Origin of the sequence: Trichlorobacter sp. (genome assembly GCF_030247655.1) — a bacterium.
Classification (GTDB): domain Bacteria; phylum Desulfobacterota; class Desulfuromonadia; order Geobacterales; family Pseudopelobacteraceae; genus Trichlorobacter.
This window is the reverse complement of record NZ_JAOTRZ010000059.1, coordinates 1-15,357: the sequence shown is the minus strand read 5'-3', so window position 1 is coordinate 15,357 and position 15,357 is coordinate 1. Positions and strand designations below refer to the sequence as shown.

At 55.4% G+C, this 15,357-nt stretch carries 16 protein-coding genes, 1 other RNA gene and 1 pseudogene; 10 read left to right on the top strand and 8 right to left on the bottom strand.

Annotated elements, in window-relative coordinates; genetic code table 11:
• The 3 genes and pseudogenes from OEL57_RS07350 to OEL57_RS07340 form a co-directional block, all read left to right on the top strand.
• Positions 1-415 (top strand): annotated as a pseudogene (locus OEL57_RS07350) (3-deoxy-7-phosphoheptulonate synthase); the annotation flags it as partial.
• Between the two features lie 49 nt (positions 416-464).
• A non-coding RNA gene (gene ssrS, locus OEL57_RS07345) (6S RNA) lies at positions 465-648 on the top strand.
• Between the two features lie 74 nt (positions 649-722).
• Positions 723-1,604, top strand: coding sequence for a TonB family protein (locus OEL57_RS07340; protein WP_300739108.1), 882 nt, complete (start codon positions 723-725; stop codon positions 1,602-1,604).
• Positions 1,605-1,612: 8 nt separating this feature from the next.
• On the opposite strand, the gene OEL57_RS07335 is transcribed toward OEL57_RS07340, so the two are convergent.
• From OEL57_RS07335 to polA, 3 genes are read right to left on the bottom strand one after another with little or no spacing between them, the layout of a single operon-like run.
• Positions 1,613-2,305 (bottom strand): hypothetical protein, encoded by a 693-nt coding sequence (locus OEL57_RS07335; protein ID WP_300739106.1) that lies wholly within the window; start codon positions 2,303-2,305, stop codon positions 1,613-1,615.
• A 27-nt stretch (positions 2,306-2,332) separates the two neighbouring features.
• On the bottom strand, positions 2,333-2,956 hold the full coding sequence (recO, locus tag OEL57_RS07330; RefSeq protein WP_300739104.1) for a DNA repair protein RecO: 624 nt from the start codon (positions 2,954-2,956) through the stop codon (positions 2,333-2,335).
• A gap of 3 nt (positions 2,957-2,959) precedes the next feature.
• Entirely contained in the window at positions 2,960-5,626 is a 2,667-nt protein-coding gene (gene polA / locus OEL57_RS07325) for a DNA polymerase I (RefSeq protein WP_300739103.1), read from the bottom strand.
• Positions 5,627-5,978: 352 nt separating this feature from the next.
• Here polA and OEL57_RS07320 point away from each other — a divergent pair, with 352 nt between their 5' ends.
• Complete coding sequence (locus tag OEL57_RS07320; RefSeq protein ID WP_300739101.1) at positions 5,979-6,137, top strand: hypothetical protein; 159 nt, start codon at positions 5,979-5,981, stop codon at positions 6,135-6,137.
• Between the two features lie 207 nt (positions 6,138-6,344).
• Here the strand turns inward: OEL57_RS07320 and rhuM are convergent, their stop codons facing one another.
• From rhuM to OEL57_RS07295, 5 genes are read right to left on the bottom strand one after another with little or no spacing between them, the layout of a single operon-like run.
• Positions 6,345-7,319, bottom strand: coding sequence for a virulence protein RhuM/Fic/DOC family protein (gene rhuM / locus OEL57_RS07315; RefSeq protein ID WP_300739099.1), 975 nt, complete (start codon positions 7,317-7,319; stop codon positions 6,345-6,347).
• Between the two features lie 43 nt (positions 7,320-7,362).
• Complete coding sequence (locus tag OEL57_RS07310; RefSeq protein ID WP_300739097.1) at positions 7,363-7,677, bottom strand: CcdB family protein; 315 nt, start codon at positions 7,675-7,677, stop codon at positions 7,363-7,365.
• The gene (locus OEL57_RS07305; RefSeq protein WP_300739095.1) at positions 7,677-7,958 is read right to left on the bottom strand and encodes a type II toxin-antitoxin system CcdA family antitoxin; all 282 of its coding nucleotides are present in this window, start codon (positions 7,956-7,958) and stop codon (positions 7,677-7,679) included. The genes OEL57_RS07310 and OEL57_RS07305 overlap by 1 nt, the downstream gene beginning before the upstream one ends.
• Before the next feature lie 45 nt (positions 7,959-8,003).
• A complete protein-coding gene (locus OEL57_RS07300) occupies positions 8,004-9,290 on the bottom strand; it encodes a DUF4403 family protein (RefSeq protein ID WP_300739092.1) in 1,287 nt (428 codons plus the stop codon).
• Positions 9,291-9,318: 28 nt separating this feature from the next.
• Positions 9,319-9,498 carry a DUF4177 domain-containing protein gene (locus OEL57_RS07295; protein ID WP_300739089.1) on the bottom strand — a complete coding sequence of 60 codons (180 nt, stop codon included), beginning with the start codon at positions 9,496-9,498 and terminating at the stop codon, positions 9,319-9,321.
• A 141-nt stretch (positions 9,499-9,639) separates the two neighbouring features.
• Here OEL57_RS07295 and hoxE point away from each other — a divergent pair, with 141 nt between their 5' ends.
• The 6 genes from hoxE (at position 9,640) to OEL57_RS07265 (ending at position 15,291) form a co-directional block, all read left to right on the top strand.
• Positions 9,640-10,155: a bidirectional hydrogenase complex protein HoxE gene (hoxE, locus tag OEL57_RS07290; protein WP_300739086.1), complete on the top strand. Its 516-nt coding sequence runs from the start codon at positions 9,640-9,642 to the stop codon at positions 10,153-10,155.
• The gene (locus tag OEL57_RS07285) at positions 10,142-11,860 is read left to right on the top strand and encodes a NuoF family protein (RefSeq protein WP_300739083.1); all 1,719 of its coding nucleotides are present in this window, start codon (positions 10,142-10,144) and stop codon (positions 11,858-11,860) included. Before hoxE ends, OEL57_RS07285 begins: the two co-directional genes overlap by 14 nt.
• Positions 11,860-12,582, top strand: coding sequence for a bidirectional hydrogenase complex protein HoxU (hoxU, locus tag OEL57_RS07280; protein WP_300739080.1), 723 nt, complete (start codon positions 11,860-11,862; stop codon positions 12,580-12,582). The genes OEL57_RS07285 and hoxU overlap by 1 nt, the downstream gene beginning before the upstream one ends.
• On the top strand, positions 12,579-13,118 hold the full coding sequence (locus OEL57_RS07275) for an NADP oxidoreductase (protein WP_300739078.1): 540 nt from the start codon (positions 12,579-12,581) through the stop codon (positions 13,116-13,118). Before hoxU ends, OEL57_RS07275 begins: the two co-directional genes overlap by 4 nt.
• A 202-nt stretch (positions 13,119-13,320) precedes the next feature.
• On the top strand, positions 13,321-14,769 hold the full coding sequence (locus tag OEL57_RS07270) for a Ni/Fe hydrogenase subunit alpha (RefSeq protein WP_300739075.1): 1,449 nt from the start codon (positions 13,321-13,323) through the stop codon (positions 14,767-14,769).
• Positions 14,770-14,841: 72 nt separating this feature from the next.
• Positions 14,842-15,291 carry an Hsp20/alpha crystallin family protein gene (locus OEL57_RS07265; RefSeq protein WP_300739072.1) on the top strand — a complete coding sequence of 150 codons (450 nt, stop codon included), beginning with the start codon at positions 14,842-14,844 and terminating at the stop codon, positions 15,289-15,291.
• Positions 15,292-15,357: the final 66 nt, after the last annotated feature.

Genomic DNA, 15,357 nt, shown 5'->3' with positions numbered 1-15,357 from the left:
CAGAAAGCCGATCCTGTTGAAGCGGGGCATGAGCGCCACCATAGAGGAATTTTTGGCAGCGGCTGAGTATATCCTGGCCGAAGGGAATGAGCAGGTCATCCTCTGTGAGCGGGGAATCCGTACCTTTGAGACATCTACCCGCAACACCCTGGATCTGGCCATGGTACCGCTGGTTAAGGAGTTGACCCACCTGCCGATTATGGTTGATCCCTCCCATGCCACCGGCAAGCGTAGCCTGGTTACCCCCATGTCCAAGGCGGCCCTGGTGGCTGGTGCCCACGGGGTGTTGGTGGAAGTTCACCCTGAGCCGGAAAAGGCACTGTCCGATGGTCCGCAATCCCTTACCTTTCCTGGGTTTGAGGCGTTGATGGCTGATTTGAAGCGTTTGCAAAACTACCTCGGTTCTTGTGCATAAACCGCTTGAAAAAAAAGTCTGCTGGGTCTAGGATAAAAACGTAATCAATTGCTCTCTGCTCTGCCCGTTGTACCTGTAGCGCCCGGGCGGAATACTTGTTGAAACGGGAATCGTTCCCTGCCGTGGTGTGCTGCCCTCAATACGTGGGAACTGCCTGAAGCGGCATATTGAGACCCATCTGTGGAGGAACTCGCCAGAGGACCTTTTAAGGTCAACGTCAGAGCGGAGAGACGAAACAACGAGAGGGGATGCGGATTTTAAGCATCCCCTCTCCAGTTTCCGGGAGGATGTACCCCTGGCCAGAGGGATGTCGTCAGATCAGTATGTAGAAAAGACGTTTCTGTACCTGCTGCTCATTTCAATTGTGCTGCACGTGGCAGTCTTTGTAACGTGGTATCTCTGGCCAAAAGAGCAACAACAGCAGATTTCAGAGCCCACCTTTATTGATCTTCAGGATATGCCTGAGCTCAAGACTCCTCCAACCCCTCAGCAGGACCAGAAGGCGCGTCCATCAGATCAGCGTCGCCGTGTAGTCAAAGAAACCGCCCCCCGGCAGGCAACGCCGGTAACTCCTGCTTCAAAAACAGCCCCAACTCGTCAATCAGCAAGGGTTAAGCCTTCTGCTTCATCAGGACGTCCCGGTCCGGCCGGTCCACCTGCAAGGCCGTCGGAAGCGGGCAGCTCGGTCAATGAGTTGTTGCGTCGCAAGCCGCAACAACAGTCAGGCACAGGGGGGGGCGGCGGTACGGGAACCAAATCACAACCCAACCTGGCCCCCAGTGCCAGCCGGATGGCACAACTGGAGGAAAACTACCGCCGACGGTTTGCCGATGATATCGCTAATGGTGACACAGGGTTCCTGAATACTGATGATGTACAGCTGGGCTCTCTGCTAAGACGTTTTGAGGATCGGGTGTATGGTGTCTGGCGCTATCCTGCTGAAGCTGCTCTACGGGGTGATGAGGGAGTAGTGGCAATGAAGATCACATTTAACCGTTCTGGCGATATTACGAAATATGAGCTGCTGAATGGTTCCGGTAAAAATATACTTGATGAGGAAGTTTTCAGAATTTTAAGGATAATCCAGACTGGTGGCGGTCTGGGGAAACTACCCAGGTCTTACACAAAGGATGAGTTTAAGCTGATTGCATTTTTCCAGTACGGTAATGCCCGGGGCAGACTGCGCTAGCTTCAGGGCTAAGGTTGCACAACCAGCCGTAGTGGGCGTTGCCGCTGCGCATCTGCCGGAAAAAGATATATTTGTGTGCTGCCGTCAGTCTCTTTTTCTGCATGTTCTAGCTGGTAGGGTAGGGCAAGGGCATCAATGATTTTCTGTGCTGTCTGACCTGCTGTTTCATCCCCCCTGATGTTTACCAATTCCACCTGATGTTCCTCCAACAGACGGCTGTAGGTATAGGCCTCAGCAACCTGAAGCCCGCAGGTTACCATCAGGTCCAGCTGCCCATGATTTACCGTGGCAACCGGTTTCAGGTCCAGACCATTTAGCAGCAATTCTGTCGGAACCGTGCGGGCCAGTGCAACAGCAATCCGCTCAGCCAGTTGGCAGGAATTGTCGCCCCGGTGCAGGATCAGCTCTGACTGTTCAGGGGCTGGTTGTGGTGTTGGGTTAAGGGCGATTTTAGGCTGCTTGATTGCAGGCTTTGCATCTGCAACCGCAGGTTGCTTTTTTTGCGTTGCCTTGGCCTCACCCCTCTTTTTTCCGGGTGGGGCAGCCTTCTTGGGAACAGCCGGTTGTGAAGGTTTTTTCAGATCTTTCAGATCCAGATCAAAGCCGGGGGCAGCCAAGCTGATCTGTGCCACAAGCAGTATCAGTGCAGAACTGAACAGTACTGATGGTGCGAGTAGTCTGGTGTATATGCGGTGCCTCATAGTGAATCCTTGTTCCTTCAACGGCTTTCAGTTCAGATTTTCAAGAAATGTCCTGCTTTTCAGTGGGTGGGTACAGTGGCTGCTGATCTGACGATCCAGCAAACGCCCTGCTGCATCCAGCTCTGTATCAGTAAACCTGATTTTTCCAAAACTGCCGGTCTTCATACAATCAGAAAGTGGTTGCAGCAGTGCTGTATCCAGTACTGGACGATAGCCCAGAATATTCAGGACGTTTATTTCAAAGAATCTACGGTCTGCTGCTGATCCTGTTTGGGCTGCCAGATGATCAAGCAGGGTGGACAGTAATCTGAATAGTCTGGGCAGGGGATGCCCTTCCGGGGTTAGTGCCTCAACCAGTTCACAAGCATACAGTGCCAGGGCCAGAGATTCAAGCTGTTCGTGCAGTTCAGGATAACAGCTGCTCTGCTCGATCCGCTCAATTCTGCTTAAACCGTCTTCTTTCAGGGATAAGCTGACTTCAATTCTGTTGGTTGGTTCCAGCTGTCCACCAAATCGCTTGCGACTGGCCCGTGCAGATTTGGCAAAGCCGCGCAGGCGGCCATACTCCAGGGTAAAGAGCGATACAATCCGGTCGCTCTCCCCATAGTTGAGGGTTGAAAGGATTATGGCGTGGCAATTTTCACCTTTCATACACTAGTGCGCTTCGCTCCAGTTTTTGCCAAAGTTGATATCCACCTTGAGCGGCACCTTCAGCGCCACTGCCTGTGACATCTCCCGGTTCACCAGTTCCCGCATCTGTTGCAGTTCCGCCTCCGGCACCTCAAAGACCAGTTCGTCATGCACCTGCATGATCAGGCGGCTTTGCAGCCCTTCGGCACGAATGGCACGATCCACCCCCAGCATGGCCTGTTTGATGATATCCGCCGCAGAGCCCTGGATCGGGTAGTTGATGGCGTTGCGCTCAGCAAAGGAACGCAGGTTGCCGTTACTGCTGGTGATGTCAGCAATCGGCAGCTTACGCCCCAAAATAGTAGTGACATATCCTGTCTCTTTTGCCGTGGCGATGCAGGAATCAAGAAAGGCTATTGCCCCGCTGTGACGCTCTTTGTAGGCGCTAATAAACTTCTCTGCCACGTTACGGGCCACCCCCAACTGCTTGGCCAACGAAAATGCTCCCTGGCCGTAGATGATGCCAAAGTTGATGGTTTTTGCCTGACGTCGCATCTCAGAGGTAACCATCTCCGGGAACAGACCAAACACCTCGCTGGCGGTGCGGGTATGGATATCCTCATCCTGGCTGAAGGCATCGCAGAAGACCGGATCAGCCGATAGGTGTGCCAGCACCCGCAGCTCGATCTGGGAGTAGTCAGCTGCCAGAATCAGGTGGCCTGGCGGCGCAATAAACGCCTCGCGGATCCGACGACCTTCATCGGTGCGGATCGGGATGTTCTGCAGGTTCGGGTCCGATGAAGAAAGCCGACCGGTGGCGGTTACTGCCTGATTATAGGAGGTATGGACGCGGCCCTGCCTGTCGGTCAACTTGGCAAGTGCATCGGTATAGGTGGACTTCAGTTTGGCCAGCCCACGGTAATCCAGCAACAGCCGGGCGATCTCATGCTCCTCAGCCAGCCCGGTCAGTACCTCGTTGTCGGTTGATCTGCCGGTCTTGCCCTTGGTCTTCTTGCCAGCCTGTAGCCCCAGCCGTTCAAACAGCACCTCTTCCAACTGCTTGGGAGAGTTAAGGTTAAACGGCCCGCCTGCCAGCTCGATAATCCGTTTTTCAAGCTCAACCATCCGCCCGCCAAAACCGCTTCCCAGCTCGGCCAGATAGCCCAGATCCAGCAGCACGCCATGCTGCTCCATCCGGGTCATGATCTCCATCAGCGGCATCTCCAGCTCAAACAGCAGTTTCTCCAGCCCTTGCTCCTTCAGCATCGGCAGCAGTTTTTCATGCAGCAGCCAGGTGGCATCAGCATCCTCGGCAGCATAGCGGGTGGCCTTCTCAATCTCCACCTCGCTAAAGCAGATCCGGTTCTTGCCGGAGCCGGTTACCTCGTCGTAGGAGACCATCTTGTGATTCAAGTGTTCCTGTGCCAGGGCATCCAGGCCATGGCCGCCACGGGAAGGGTTCAGCAGGTAGGAGCAGAGCATGGTATCACACCAACTACCTTGCACCTCCAATCCGGCAGTGGCCAGTACCTGCAGGTCAAACTTCAGGTTCTGCCCAATCTTGCGGATGGCCGGGTTGCCAAAGGCTGGGCGCAGGCGGTTCAGCACGGTCTCCCTTGGCAGCTGATCCGGCATCCCCAGATAGTGGTGCCCCAGCGGGATGTAAAACGCCTCATGGGCCTGTAGTGAGATGGAAATCCCCACCAGTTCTGCACTGCGGGGATCAAGGCCGGTGGTCTCGGTATCAAAGGCAAAGGCAGGGGCTGATTCCAGGCGCTGAGCCAGCTTCTCAAGATCATCACCCGTCAGGATGCAGTGGTACTGGTCAGTCTGCAGGGTGGCCTGGGCGGTCATTTCCTTGATCAGGGTATGGAAGCCATACAGCTTGAACAGCTCGTTCAGACGTTCCGTATCCGGCTCTTGCGCCAGCAGTTGATCCGGGTGCAGGTCATAGGGCACATCCTTGATAATGGTGGCCAGCACGCGGGAAAGACGGGCCTGTTCCGCAAATTCACGCAGCTTCTCGCCAACCTTGCCCGGCACCTCTGCAGCCCGTTCCAGCAGGCTGTCCATGGAGCCAAACTGCTGAACCAGCTTGATGGCGGTCTTCTCACCAATGCCCGGCACACCGGGGATGTTGTCAGATGTGTCACCAGCCAGACCCAGGATGTCAATCACGCCATCCGGCCCAACGCCAAAACGTTCATGCACCTGGGGAATGGCAGAGGTCACGTTCTTCATGGTGTCCAGCAGGGTGGTCTGGTCGGTCACAATCTGCATCAGATCCTTGTCACCAGTCACCACCACCACGTTGCCGCCGGTCGCCTCCCAGCGGGCAGCCAGGGTGCCAATCAGGTCATCGGCCTCAAACCCCTGCAGTTCCACCACCGGGATATTAAAGGCTCGCACCAGATCGCGGATCGGCCCGATTTGCTGGCGCAGATCATCCGGCATCTCGGCCCGGTTGGCCTTGTAGGCCGGGTACAGTTCAGTACGGAAGGTCACTCGCCCCACATCAAAGACCATGGCTAGGTGCTGAGGTTGGTAATCCTTCAGCAGCTTGAGCAGCATCTGGGTAAAGCCATAGATGGCGTTGGTGGGGAATCCGCTGGGGGATGACAGCCGCTTGATGGCAAAATAGGCCCGGTAGAGATAGGAGGAGCCGTCGATTAGATAGAGGGTGTTGTTCATGGGGTGTCCAATTTTTGTGTCTGTTTAATTTTTGTTGCAACGGGCATGGCTTTAACCTGTCAACTTTTTTGGGGCTTCGCTTTACCATCTTTTAATCGTTCATGCCTGACACTTCAGGCGTTCCCGTAATCTGTTTACCAGAGAAATTTATGTACATTATTGAGTCTGTTAATGAAAAGATACTAGTGCAAAAATTGCAGACCATAGGTGCATTTCTTGCATCAGTTCCTTTGTGTTTTCCTGGTAAAATTAGTTAAATAAGCCGTAATATTAGGCTTGTTATTAGTATGGCACTTTTACTGCTTATAGTTTGCAAAGCTGTTCAACTCGAAAAGGAAAAGGAGCCGTTCTCATGAAAAAGTTAATTGTACTATTGGTGCTAGTATCCATGTCAGTCAGCGTGCCTGCCATGGCCGAGGGAGGCAAGAATCAGGGTACAACCGGCACTGGCACAACAACAACTACACAGGATCCTGAACCCTTTGATTGGCCGGGTATCGATTGGAACTAAAATTTGTGACCATTTGAAGTCCTAGAATGCCGAATTTATGGTCTGAATGCATCAAAATTTTAGAAGTGAGTTAACATGAAAACAAATAATAAAAGCAGCTCCATAAAGGGAACTGCTTTTATTATTTGTGCAACTAGTTATTGCCCGGTTGACGTGCGTGTGAACCGGTGACCTTCCCAAATGGAACATTTGATTCGGTAGGCTCTGTTAATTCTCCCGGTTAATCAGGTTCACCACAACCTTTACAATCGTGTCCTTCTCCTCCGGTCTGCTCTCGGCAATCAACAGGGTCAGGGCCACCAGGGCGTTGTCAGCCAGGCGCTTGCCGCCGTCTGGCCGGTACAGGCAACCGCAGCCGCCCAGGAAGTAGACGAACAGGGCAGCGGCAATCCGCTTATTGCCATCTGAAAAGGCATGGTTCTTGACCACAAAGTACAACAGATTAGCGGCCTTTTCTTCCACGCTGGGGTACAGTTCCTTGCCGCCAAAGGTCTGGTAGATGGTGGCCAGGGCGCTTTTGAAGCCATCATCTTTTTCCAGCCCAAACAGCCCGCCGAACTTCCCCTTCATGGAGGCCACAATGCTGATCGCCTCATCGTACCCAAGGAGATAATCGCTATTCTGCGTGGTAGAGCCGATGCTAAGGGTGCCATGGTCATAACGGTCCAGCGTGGTCAGGGCATATGCGTAGTCAGTGATAACCGCCAGCAGCCCTTTAGCCTCTTCAAGGCCGATCTCCTGTCGGGCAATGGTCTGCTCCAGCAGGGTAACGGTCTTGCGCAGGTCGTTGAGCTTCTCAGTCTGTTCCTGCAGTCGCTGCTGGTTAATGGTGTAGCCTTTGACCAGGTGATCCCGCAGGGTTTTGGTGGCCCATTGACGGAATCTGGTTCCCTGCTGGGATTTAACGCGGTAACCGACCGAGATGATAATATCAAGGTTATAGAAAGTAACCGGCTTGTCTGAATGAGCAATGTGCATATTTTGCACATTGCTTTCTTTATCCAGCTCTTCCTCCCGGAAAATGCTGCCAATATGTTTGGTAATAACAGAACGCTCTCTGCCAAACAGCAAAGACATCTGCTCTTGCGTCAGCCAGACCGTTTCCTGATCCAACTTTACTTCAAGCGCAGGTCTGCCTTCTGCATCCTGGTAAATCTGTATGGTATCAGATTGATTTGTCATTATTTTTCATTCTTTTCTTCAAAAACATCAGCAGGTTGGTTCTTCAAAACCCGCTGATCAGAAAATCAAGCGCAGCAATGATTTCAGATCGGTGATGCTGCCATGAATCAACCCGATCACCGAGCGCAGAAAGCGGCACACCGGCTAGTTCGGCTGTGGACATAATCACCGAGGTGCGTTTGACCTGAAAGCGCGGGTTGAGGTGTTGAGCTGCCTTGGTAGCGGCAGTGGCAGCATAGAGCGGCACCACCACGCGGGTTGCCAGATCGCTGAGCAGGTCGGCCTGTACGTCCAGCAGGTAGGGGATGGTACGATTTGTGGCTTGGTTGGGGTTGGCGTAGACGTCGAACTGTGCCATTAAAACCGCCTCAGGCCATCGCTGAAGCAACCATGGGTCTCGATCCTCCGATTGTAGGCCTCAACCGCTTCGTGGTTTTCTTGCCGCCATTGCTGCTGTTTATGCTCACGCAGCAGTTCAGCAAGTCGTGTCTCCAAGGCCCGTGAAAGGTTAATCTGGTGTTCTTTAGCCTGCTGGAGCAGATCACGGTTAATGCTTACATTGGTGGGCTTTTTAGGGGCGCTGGTGTCATACATGGCTGTCAGCATACCATACTCCTTATGCGCATAGTTGTTGCGCATATAGTATCTGCTTCGCGTGTGGGGTGCAAGTTGTTTTGGCTGGTATCACTTCAAAATCACCCCGGCCTCACCCTGGGCCACCACCTGCACAGACAGGCGATCCGGCAGTACAGCCGCTTCGCCCAGTGAGAGGGACTTAACGTTACCGCTCAGCCTGACCCGTTCGGCTAGTTGCAGTGATGAGAGGGTTGTGGATGCCTTGACGCGGGCCTTTTCCAGCTGTTCAACCACTGCGCTGTCCAGCTTCTCTTTGATGGTGTTGCGGATTGTGCTGCTAAACAGCCAGCTTCCGGCGCTGATCAGCCATCCAGCATGTCTGGTATCAAAATCAACCTCTTCAAAGGTCAGGCTGTTGGTCTGCGGATTATAGGTTGGTTTCGCCAGCACGGTCAGCTCACCGTCAAAATCACCGGTGCTGGTCAGGTTAACCACCAGACGTCCTTCTTCTCCCTTTATGCTGAATTTCTTAATGGTGATCTTTTTGTCCTCACCAAAGGTTTTGTCCAGCAGGACAGGATTAAGGGCAGTCACCAGATCATCAAAGAAGATGTCGGTGGCAAGCTGGATATGAAAGGTTTTATCAAAGGTTGACAGCAACTGGACCGGAGGTAACGGCCGTGGCGGAACCGCAGCAGGTTTAGGTCCAATGGTTATTTCAGCACCGGTGATGATACCGACTGCCAGTCTGATCTGGTTGTTGGCAGCCTGGAGCGGGCTGATCACAATCCGTTCCGGGGTCAGCCTTAGCCAGGTACTGAACTCTTTGTTGACCTGGGTCGGGTTAAAGGCCTGCTGCCACAGGGGGGCAACCTTGGCTCGTAATTTAACGGCATCATTAACCTTGGTGTCTATGATCGGCGTCAGCAACCGCTGCACCGGTTGGGTAATCGCCTCCACCATGTTTTTGGGTTTCAGGGAGAGCGGTCCCAGCTTAAGACTGTCGGCCAGATTGTCCGACAGGCCGGTATAGTACAACTCTGTTTTTAACCGCCAGTCCGGGGAAATGTTTACCCTTGCCTTAAAGCGCAGCCCGGCTCGCAACGGGTAGCTCTCATAGAAGCCATAGCTGAAGGTCAGCTGTACCGGCAGGGTCAGGTAGATAAAGTTGTCGTTGGCCGTGACCGCAACCGGACCGGTACGCTGCACGGTTACCGAGGTGCCCAGCCCGCCTTGTCCCTTGTACAGCTCTTTGGGCAGCGATTGGTTGACGATGGCGCTTAAATCTGACGCCGAGGACTCAACACTCAGGTTGATTGAGGAGGTCGGCACGGCGGCAAAGGCAGAAACAGCGCTGAACAGCAACAGGACAAATAGTATGATATGACGGTACACAGTTACAGACCTCCGGGTACTAATAGGGTTATGCATCTTCATCTTCCCGCGTAAACAGCAGAAAGGCCATAGACGGCCGTTTGCTGCTCTCCCGCATGGCAAACTGCATGCCGTCAAAGTTCCATCCTTCAGCCACTTTTTCGTTCAGCGCCTCTTCAATGGCCTCTTCGGTCACATTAGACAGCTCAACCACCTTGTACTGCAACATGATCCACCTCCCTGGACTGTTGTGCATACTACCTGATCTTACGGGCCGGTTACAATCTGAAAGGGTTGGTTGACAATCACGAAATCAGTTGTATCTAAAACTATACTGAAATGCTGATGTTGAGCACGTAAAGGAGTGCCTATGAGTGGTGACTGCTGTAAACATACAGAGCTTGCCGATGATCCCCGCCTGAAGTTGGTGGAGCGGGCCATGAAGCGGTTGCAGTACCAGCCTGATGCCCTGATTGAGGTGCTGCATACGGCCCAGGAGGCGTTTGGCTATTTAAGTCGTGAACTGCTGGGCCATGTGGCGGCCCAGTTAAAGCTACCGGAAAGCCAGGTCTTTGGGGTGGCCACCTTTTATCACTTCTTTACTCTGCGTCCCAAGGGGGAGCATTCCTGCATTGTCTGCACCGGCACGGCCTGTTATGTCAAAGGGGCGGGCGAGATTCTGGGCAGGCTGGAGCAGGCGGCCGGGATCAAGGCCGGCCAGACCACGGCAGACGGCAAGCTCTCTCTGGGTACGGCCCGCTGTCTGGGCAACTGCTCACTGGCGCCGATGCTGACTGTGGATGATGTGGTCTACGGGCCGGAGACACCGGACAGTGCGGTTGAAAAGCTGCACGGACTGCTGGAGGTGCCACATGAACAGGGGTGAACTGGCAGAACTGGCTGAAGCAACCCTGCAGAAACAGCAGGCCTGCCGTCTGCGGCTGCTGGTCTGCTGCGGCACCCCCTGCGTGGCAGCCGGAGCCGAGGCAGTAGTGGCGGCACTGCGGGAACAGCTGACGAGGTTGGGAAATCCGGCTGATCTGGAGCTGGTGAGCACCGGCTGTCAGGGCCCCTGCAGCCGTGGCCCGCTGCTGACTGTCCTGCAACCGGACCAGCCGGAACAGGTCTGGGAGAAGGTGACACCGGAGCTGGCCTGTACAATCCTGAGTACAGCCTTACAGCAGCAGCAACTGCCGGAGCAGAACCTGCTGCCGAAGGACTGGCCGTTTTTCAGCCGTCAGATCCGGCTGGTGCTGGCCAATAGTGGAAGGATCGATCCTGAATCCCTTGAGCAGTATATCGCCCGGGGCGGTTATGAGAGTCTGGCGCAGGCGCTGCATGAGATGTCCCCCGATGATGTCTGTGATGGCGTGGTACAGAGCGGCCTGCGCGGCCGGGGCGGCGGCGGTTACTCTACCGGGCTCAAGTGGCAGCTGGTGCGCAAGAGCAGCGGCGGCCGTAAGTTTGTGGTGGCCAATGGCGATGAGGGTGACCCCGGCGCCTATATGGATCGCTCCCTGATGGAATCCGACCCCCACCGGATTCTGGAGGGGATGGCCATTGCTGGCTATGCCATCGGCGCTGATCAGGGCTACGTCTATGTACGTGGCGAATATCCGGTGGCAGCCCAGCGGTTGCATAAGGCGATCAAGGATGCAGAACGGGCCGGTCTGTTGGGCAGCCGGGTACTGGATTCCAGCTTCAGCTTCAGGATCGACATCAGGATTGGCGCCGGTGCCTTTGTTTGCGGTGAAGAGACCGCGCTGCTGGCTTCCATCATGGGCAGACGGGGACAGTCCCGCATCCGTCCACCCTATCCGGCTGAGGCAGGGCTGTGGGGCTGCCCGACCCTGATCAACAATGTGGAGACCTTCGGCAATATCCCCTCCATCTTCAATATTGGTCCCCAGGCCTTTAACGCCATTGGCAACGGCAAGAGCCGGGGTACCAAGGTCTTTGCCCTGTGCGGCGAGGTGGTTAATAACGGCCTGATTGAGGTTCCGATGGGGATCAGTCTGCGGGAGGTCGTCTTTGAGATCGGCGGTGGGCTGACCAATGGGATGAACTTCAAGGCGGCCCAGACCGGCGGCCCAAGCGGTGGCTGTATCCCGGCAGAAAAGCTGGATACGCCGGTGGACTATGAGAATCTGCAGGCGCTTGGCTCAATCATGGGCTCCGGTGGCCTGATTGTGATGGGGGAAAAGAGCTGCATGGTGGATGTTGCCCGTTTCTTCATGGAGTTTTGTCTGGATGAAAGCTGCGGCAAGTGCGTGCCCTGCCGTACCGGCACGGTGGAGATTTATCGTCTGCTTTCACGGATCTGTAACGGCAGCGCCTCACAACGGGATCTTCAGACCCTGGAACAACTCTGCCAGATGGTGAAGGATACTTCACTTTGCGGGCTGGGGGCGGCGGCACCCAACCCGGTACTTTCCACCCTGCGATGGTTCCGGCAGGAGTATGAGGCACATATCAATGACCGACGCTGCCCGGCTGGCGTCTGTACTATGAACGAACTGCCGCTGCATCTGCTGGGTGAGCAGCTCCTGCAGCGGATCAGCGCACTGCGCTGTGACGGGGAGGAATACTGATGCCGGCCATTACCCTGACTATCAACAATGAGCTGTTCTCTGCCCGCAAGGAACAGACCATCCTGGAAATAGCCCGTGAACACGGGGTCGATATCCCCACCCTCTGTCATTTTGAAGGGCTTGAGGCGATGGGGGGCTGCCGCCTCTGTCTGGTTGAGCTGCAAGGTTCCCCCCGCCCGGTACCGGCCTGTATCACCAAGGCTGCAGAGGGGATGGTGGTTACCACCCACAGCGACAAGCTGATTGAGTACCGCAAGATGCTGGTGGAGCTGCTGCTGGCAGAACGGACCCACACCTGCTCCATCTGTGTCCAGAACAATAACTGCGAACTGCAGGCGCTGGCTGCCAAGCTGGGAATTGACCATGTCCGTTTTGATTACCTGCACCAGCAGTTACCGATGGATGCCAGCCGCGAGCGGTTTGCCCTGGATCACAACCGCTGTGTACTCTGTTTGCGCTGTGTGCGGGTCTGTGATGCTGTGGAAGGCGCCCACACCTGGGATGTAAGAGGACGAGGCTCAACCAGCCGGGTAGTGGCAGACCTTGATCGCCCCTGGGGCAGCAGCACCAGTTGCACCGACTGCGGCAAGTGCGTTCAGCTCTGCCCCACCGGCGCCCTGTACAAGAAGGGGGCCACGGTGGGCGAGATGAAGAAAGAGCGCAGCTTCCTGAACCGGATTCTGGAGCGCAGACGTCTGGCAGCGCAGGGGAGGTCATTATGAGCAAGCTGCGTCTGGCAACCGCCTGGCTGGGTGGCTGTTCCGGCTGTCATATGAGCCTGCTGGATCTGGGAGAGCTGTTGGTTGAGCTTGCCGACCGGATTGAGCTGGTCTATGGTCCGCTGGTGGATGCCAAACAGTTCCCGGAGCAGGTCGATCTGGCCCTGATAGAAGGGGCGGTGGCCAATCTGGAAAACCTGGAACTGCTCCAGCAGATTCGCAGAAACTCCAGGCTGTTGGTCAGCTTCGGTGACTGTGCCATTACGGGCAATGTCACCAGCTTGCGTAACGTCTTCAAGGTGGATGACCTGCTGACCAGCGTCTATCAGGCTGGTCCAGGCAGCCTGCCCCGAAGTGGTGAGGATGGCGACGTTCTTCCGGAGCTGCTGCCACGGGTACTTCCGCTGCATCAGGTGGTGGAGGTGGATGCCTTTATCCCCGGCTGCCCGCCAGATCCGGAGCGGATTCTGGCGGCTATTACGGCTGTCCTGAACGGAGAACCGGTGATGTTGGGTGAAGATCAACGGACGTTTGGGTAAAGAAACCTAAGCCGTTTGCCACAGAGGACACAGAGCGGCACAGAGAACGGCAAAAGTACAAGCAACTATATGATATTACAAACAAAGTAAAAACGACGCTTTCCGGTTTTGTCTCTTACCCATTGTCCTGTTTTTAGTTTTTCCTCTGTGTTCTCTGTGCCCTCTGTGGCAAAACGATTCTGGCTTTGAAGTTGGAGATTTTATGTCAAAGACGATCACCATAGCACCGGTCACCCGGATTGAAGGCCACGCCAAGATCACCATCCGGCTCAATGATGCCGGAGAGGTGGCTGATGCCCGTTTCCATGTCACCGAGTTTCGCGGGTTTGAGAAGTTCTGTCTGGGACGCAGCTACCGCGAGATGCCCTCCATTACTGAGCGGATTTGCGGTATCTGTCCGGTCAGCCATGCCCTGGCCTCGGCCAAGGCCGGTGATATGCTCAAAGGGGTCAAGATACCGCCCACCGCCGAGAAGCTGCGGCGGCTGATGCACTATGCCCAGCTGGTGCAGAGTCACGCCCTGAGCTTCTTTCTGCTCTCCGGCCCGGACCTGCTGCTGGGGATGGAGAGCGACCCGGCCAAGCGCAATCTGATCGGCCTGATCGAGGCGCAGCCAGATCTGGCCAGGGAAGGGATCCGACTGCGTCAGTTCGGCCAAGAGGTGATCCGCCTGCTGGGGGATCGCTCGGTGCACCCGGCCTGGGCGGTCTCCGGCGGGGTCAGGGAACCGCTCAGCAGAGAGAAACGGGACTGGATTGCCGCCCGGATGCCGGAGGCGCTTGCCACTGCACAAAAGGCGCTGACACTGGGCCATGAAGCGCTGCAGCGGCTAAGCGATGAGGCTGACTGCTACGGCACCTTCCCCAGCCTGTTCCTGGGGCTGGTCTCGGCGGATGGCGGGTTGGAACAGTATGATGGCAATTTGCGCTTTGTGGATCAGAACGGCGTCAACCTGACTGGAGATATCGATCCATCCCGCTATGCCGAGTTCATCAGCGAAGAGAGCAAGAGCTGGAGCTATCTCAAGTTCCCCACCTACCGGCCTGCCGGTGATGACAGCAGTGCCAACATGTACCGGGTGGGGCCGCTGGCACGGCTCAATGTGGCCAGCTTTGCCGGCACCCCGCTGGCTGACCAGGAGCTGACCCGCTTCCGGCAGTTCCGTGATGGCGGTGGCCCAATACTGGGCAGTTTCTACTACCACCAGGCTCGACTGATTGAGATCCTGTACTGCCTGGAGCGTATGGGTGAACTGCTGGATGATCCCCAACTGTTGGACGACCATGTCCGCAGCCATGCCCGTACCAACAACAAGGTGGGTATCGGCGTGGTGGAAGCGCCCCGCGGCACCCTGTTCCATGAGTACCACGTGGACGACCATGGGCTGCTCTCCTACGTTAATCTGATCATCGCCACCGGGCAGAATAACCTGGCGATGAATCGCACCGTTCTGCAGATTGCACAGCGCTACCTTTCCGGTGCCAGACTGGATGAAGGCCTACTCAACCGGGTTGAACACGGCATCCGCTGCTACGACCCCTGTCTTTCCTGCTCCACCCATGCGGTAGGCAGGATGCCGATGCAGCTGGAGTTGTACAGCCCGGATGGACGACTGATCCAGCGTCTGGAACGTTCTTCGTGCTTCCCTTGACAGGTGAAAAACAGTGCTTATCTTTTGGATAGAAGGCAGTCATAGTTTTTAAAATTGAGGAGGATGAAAACAATGGCACTCGTCAAGTACAACCCGTTACGTGAACTGCGCAGTATGCAGGACCAGATGGATCGTCTGTTGAATCTGTCGTGGGGCAACAACGATTACTCCGGCGAAGATATCAAGGAAGGGATCTGGCAGCCTGCGGTGGATATCTATGAAACCGCTGATTCAATTGTGATCAAGGCGGAGCTTCCTGATGTGGAGCAGAAGGATATTGATGTCCGGATTGAGGATAACCTGCTGACCATCAAGGGCGAGCGCAAGCACGAAAGCGAGGTCAAGAAGGAGAACTACCACCGGATAGAGCGTTACTTCGGTAGCTTCCAGCGCAGCTTTAAGCTGCCTGCCACGGTTGAGCAGGAGAAGGTCGCGGCTAGCTGTGACAAAGGGGTGCTGACGGTAACCCTGCCGAAGAAGGAAGAGGTGAAGCCGAAGCAGATTAATGTTGAGGTGAAATAAGCTTCAGGAATCGGTTTGAAGCGCACAAAGGCCGGGAATTCCCGGCCTTTGTGCGCTTTAGTAGAC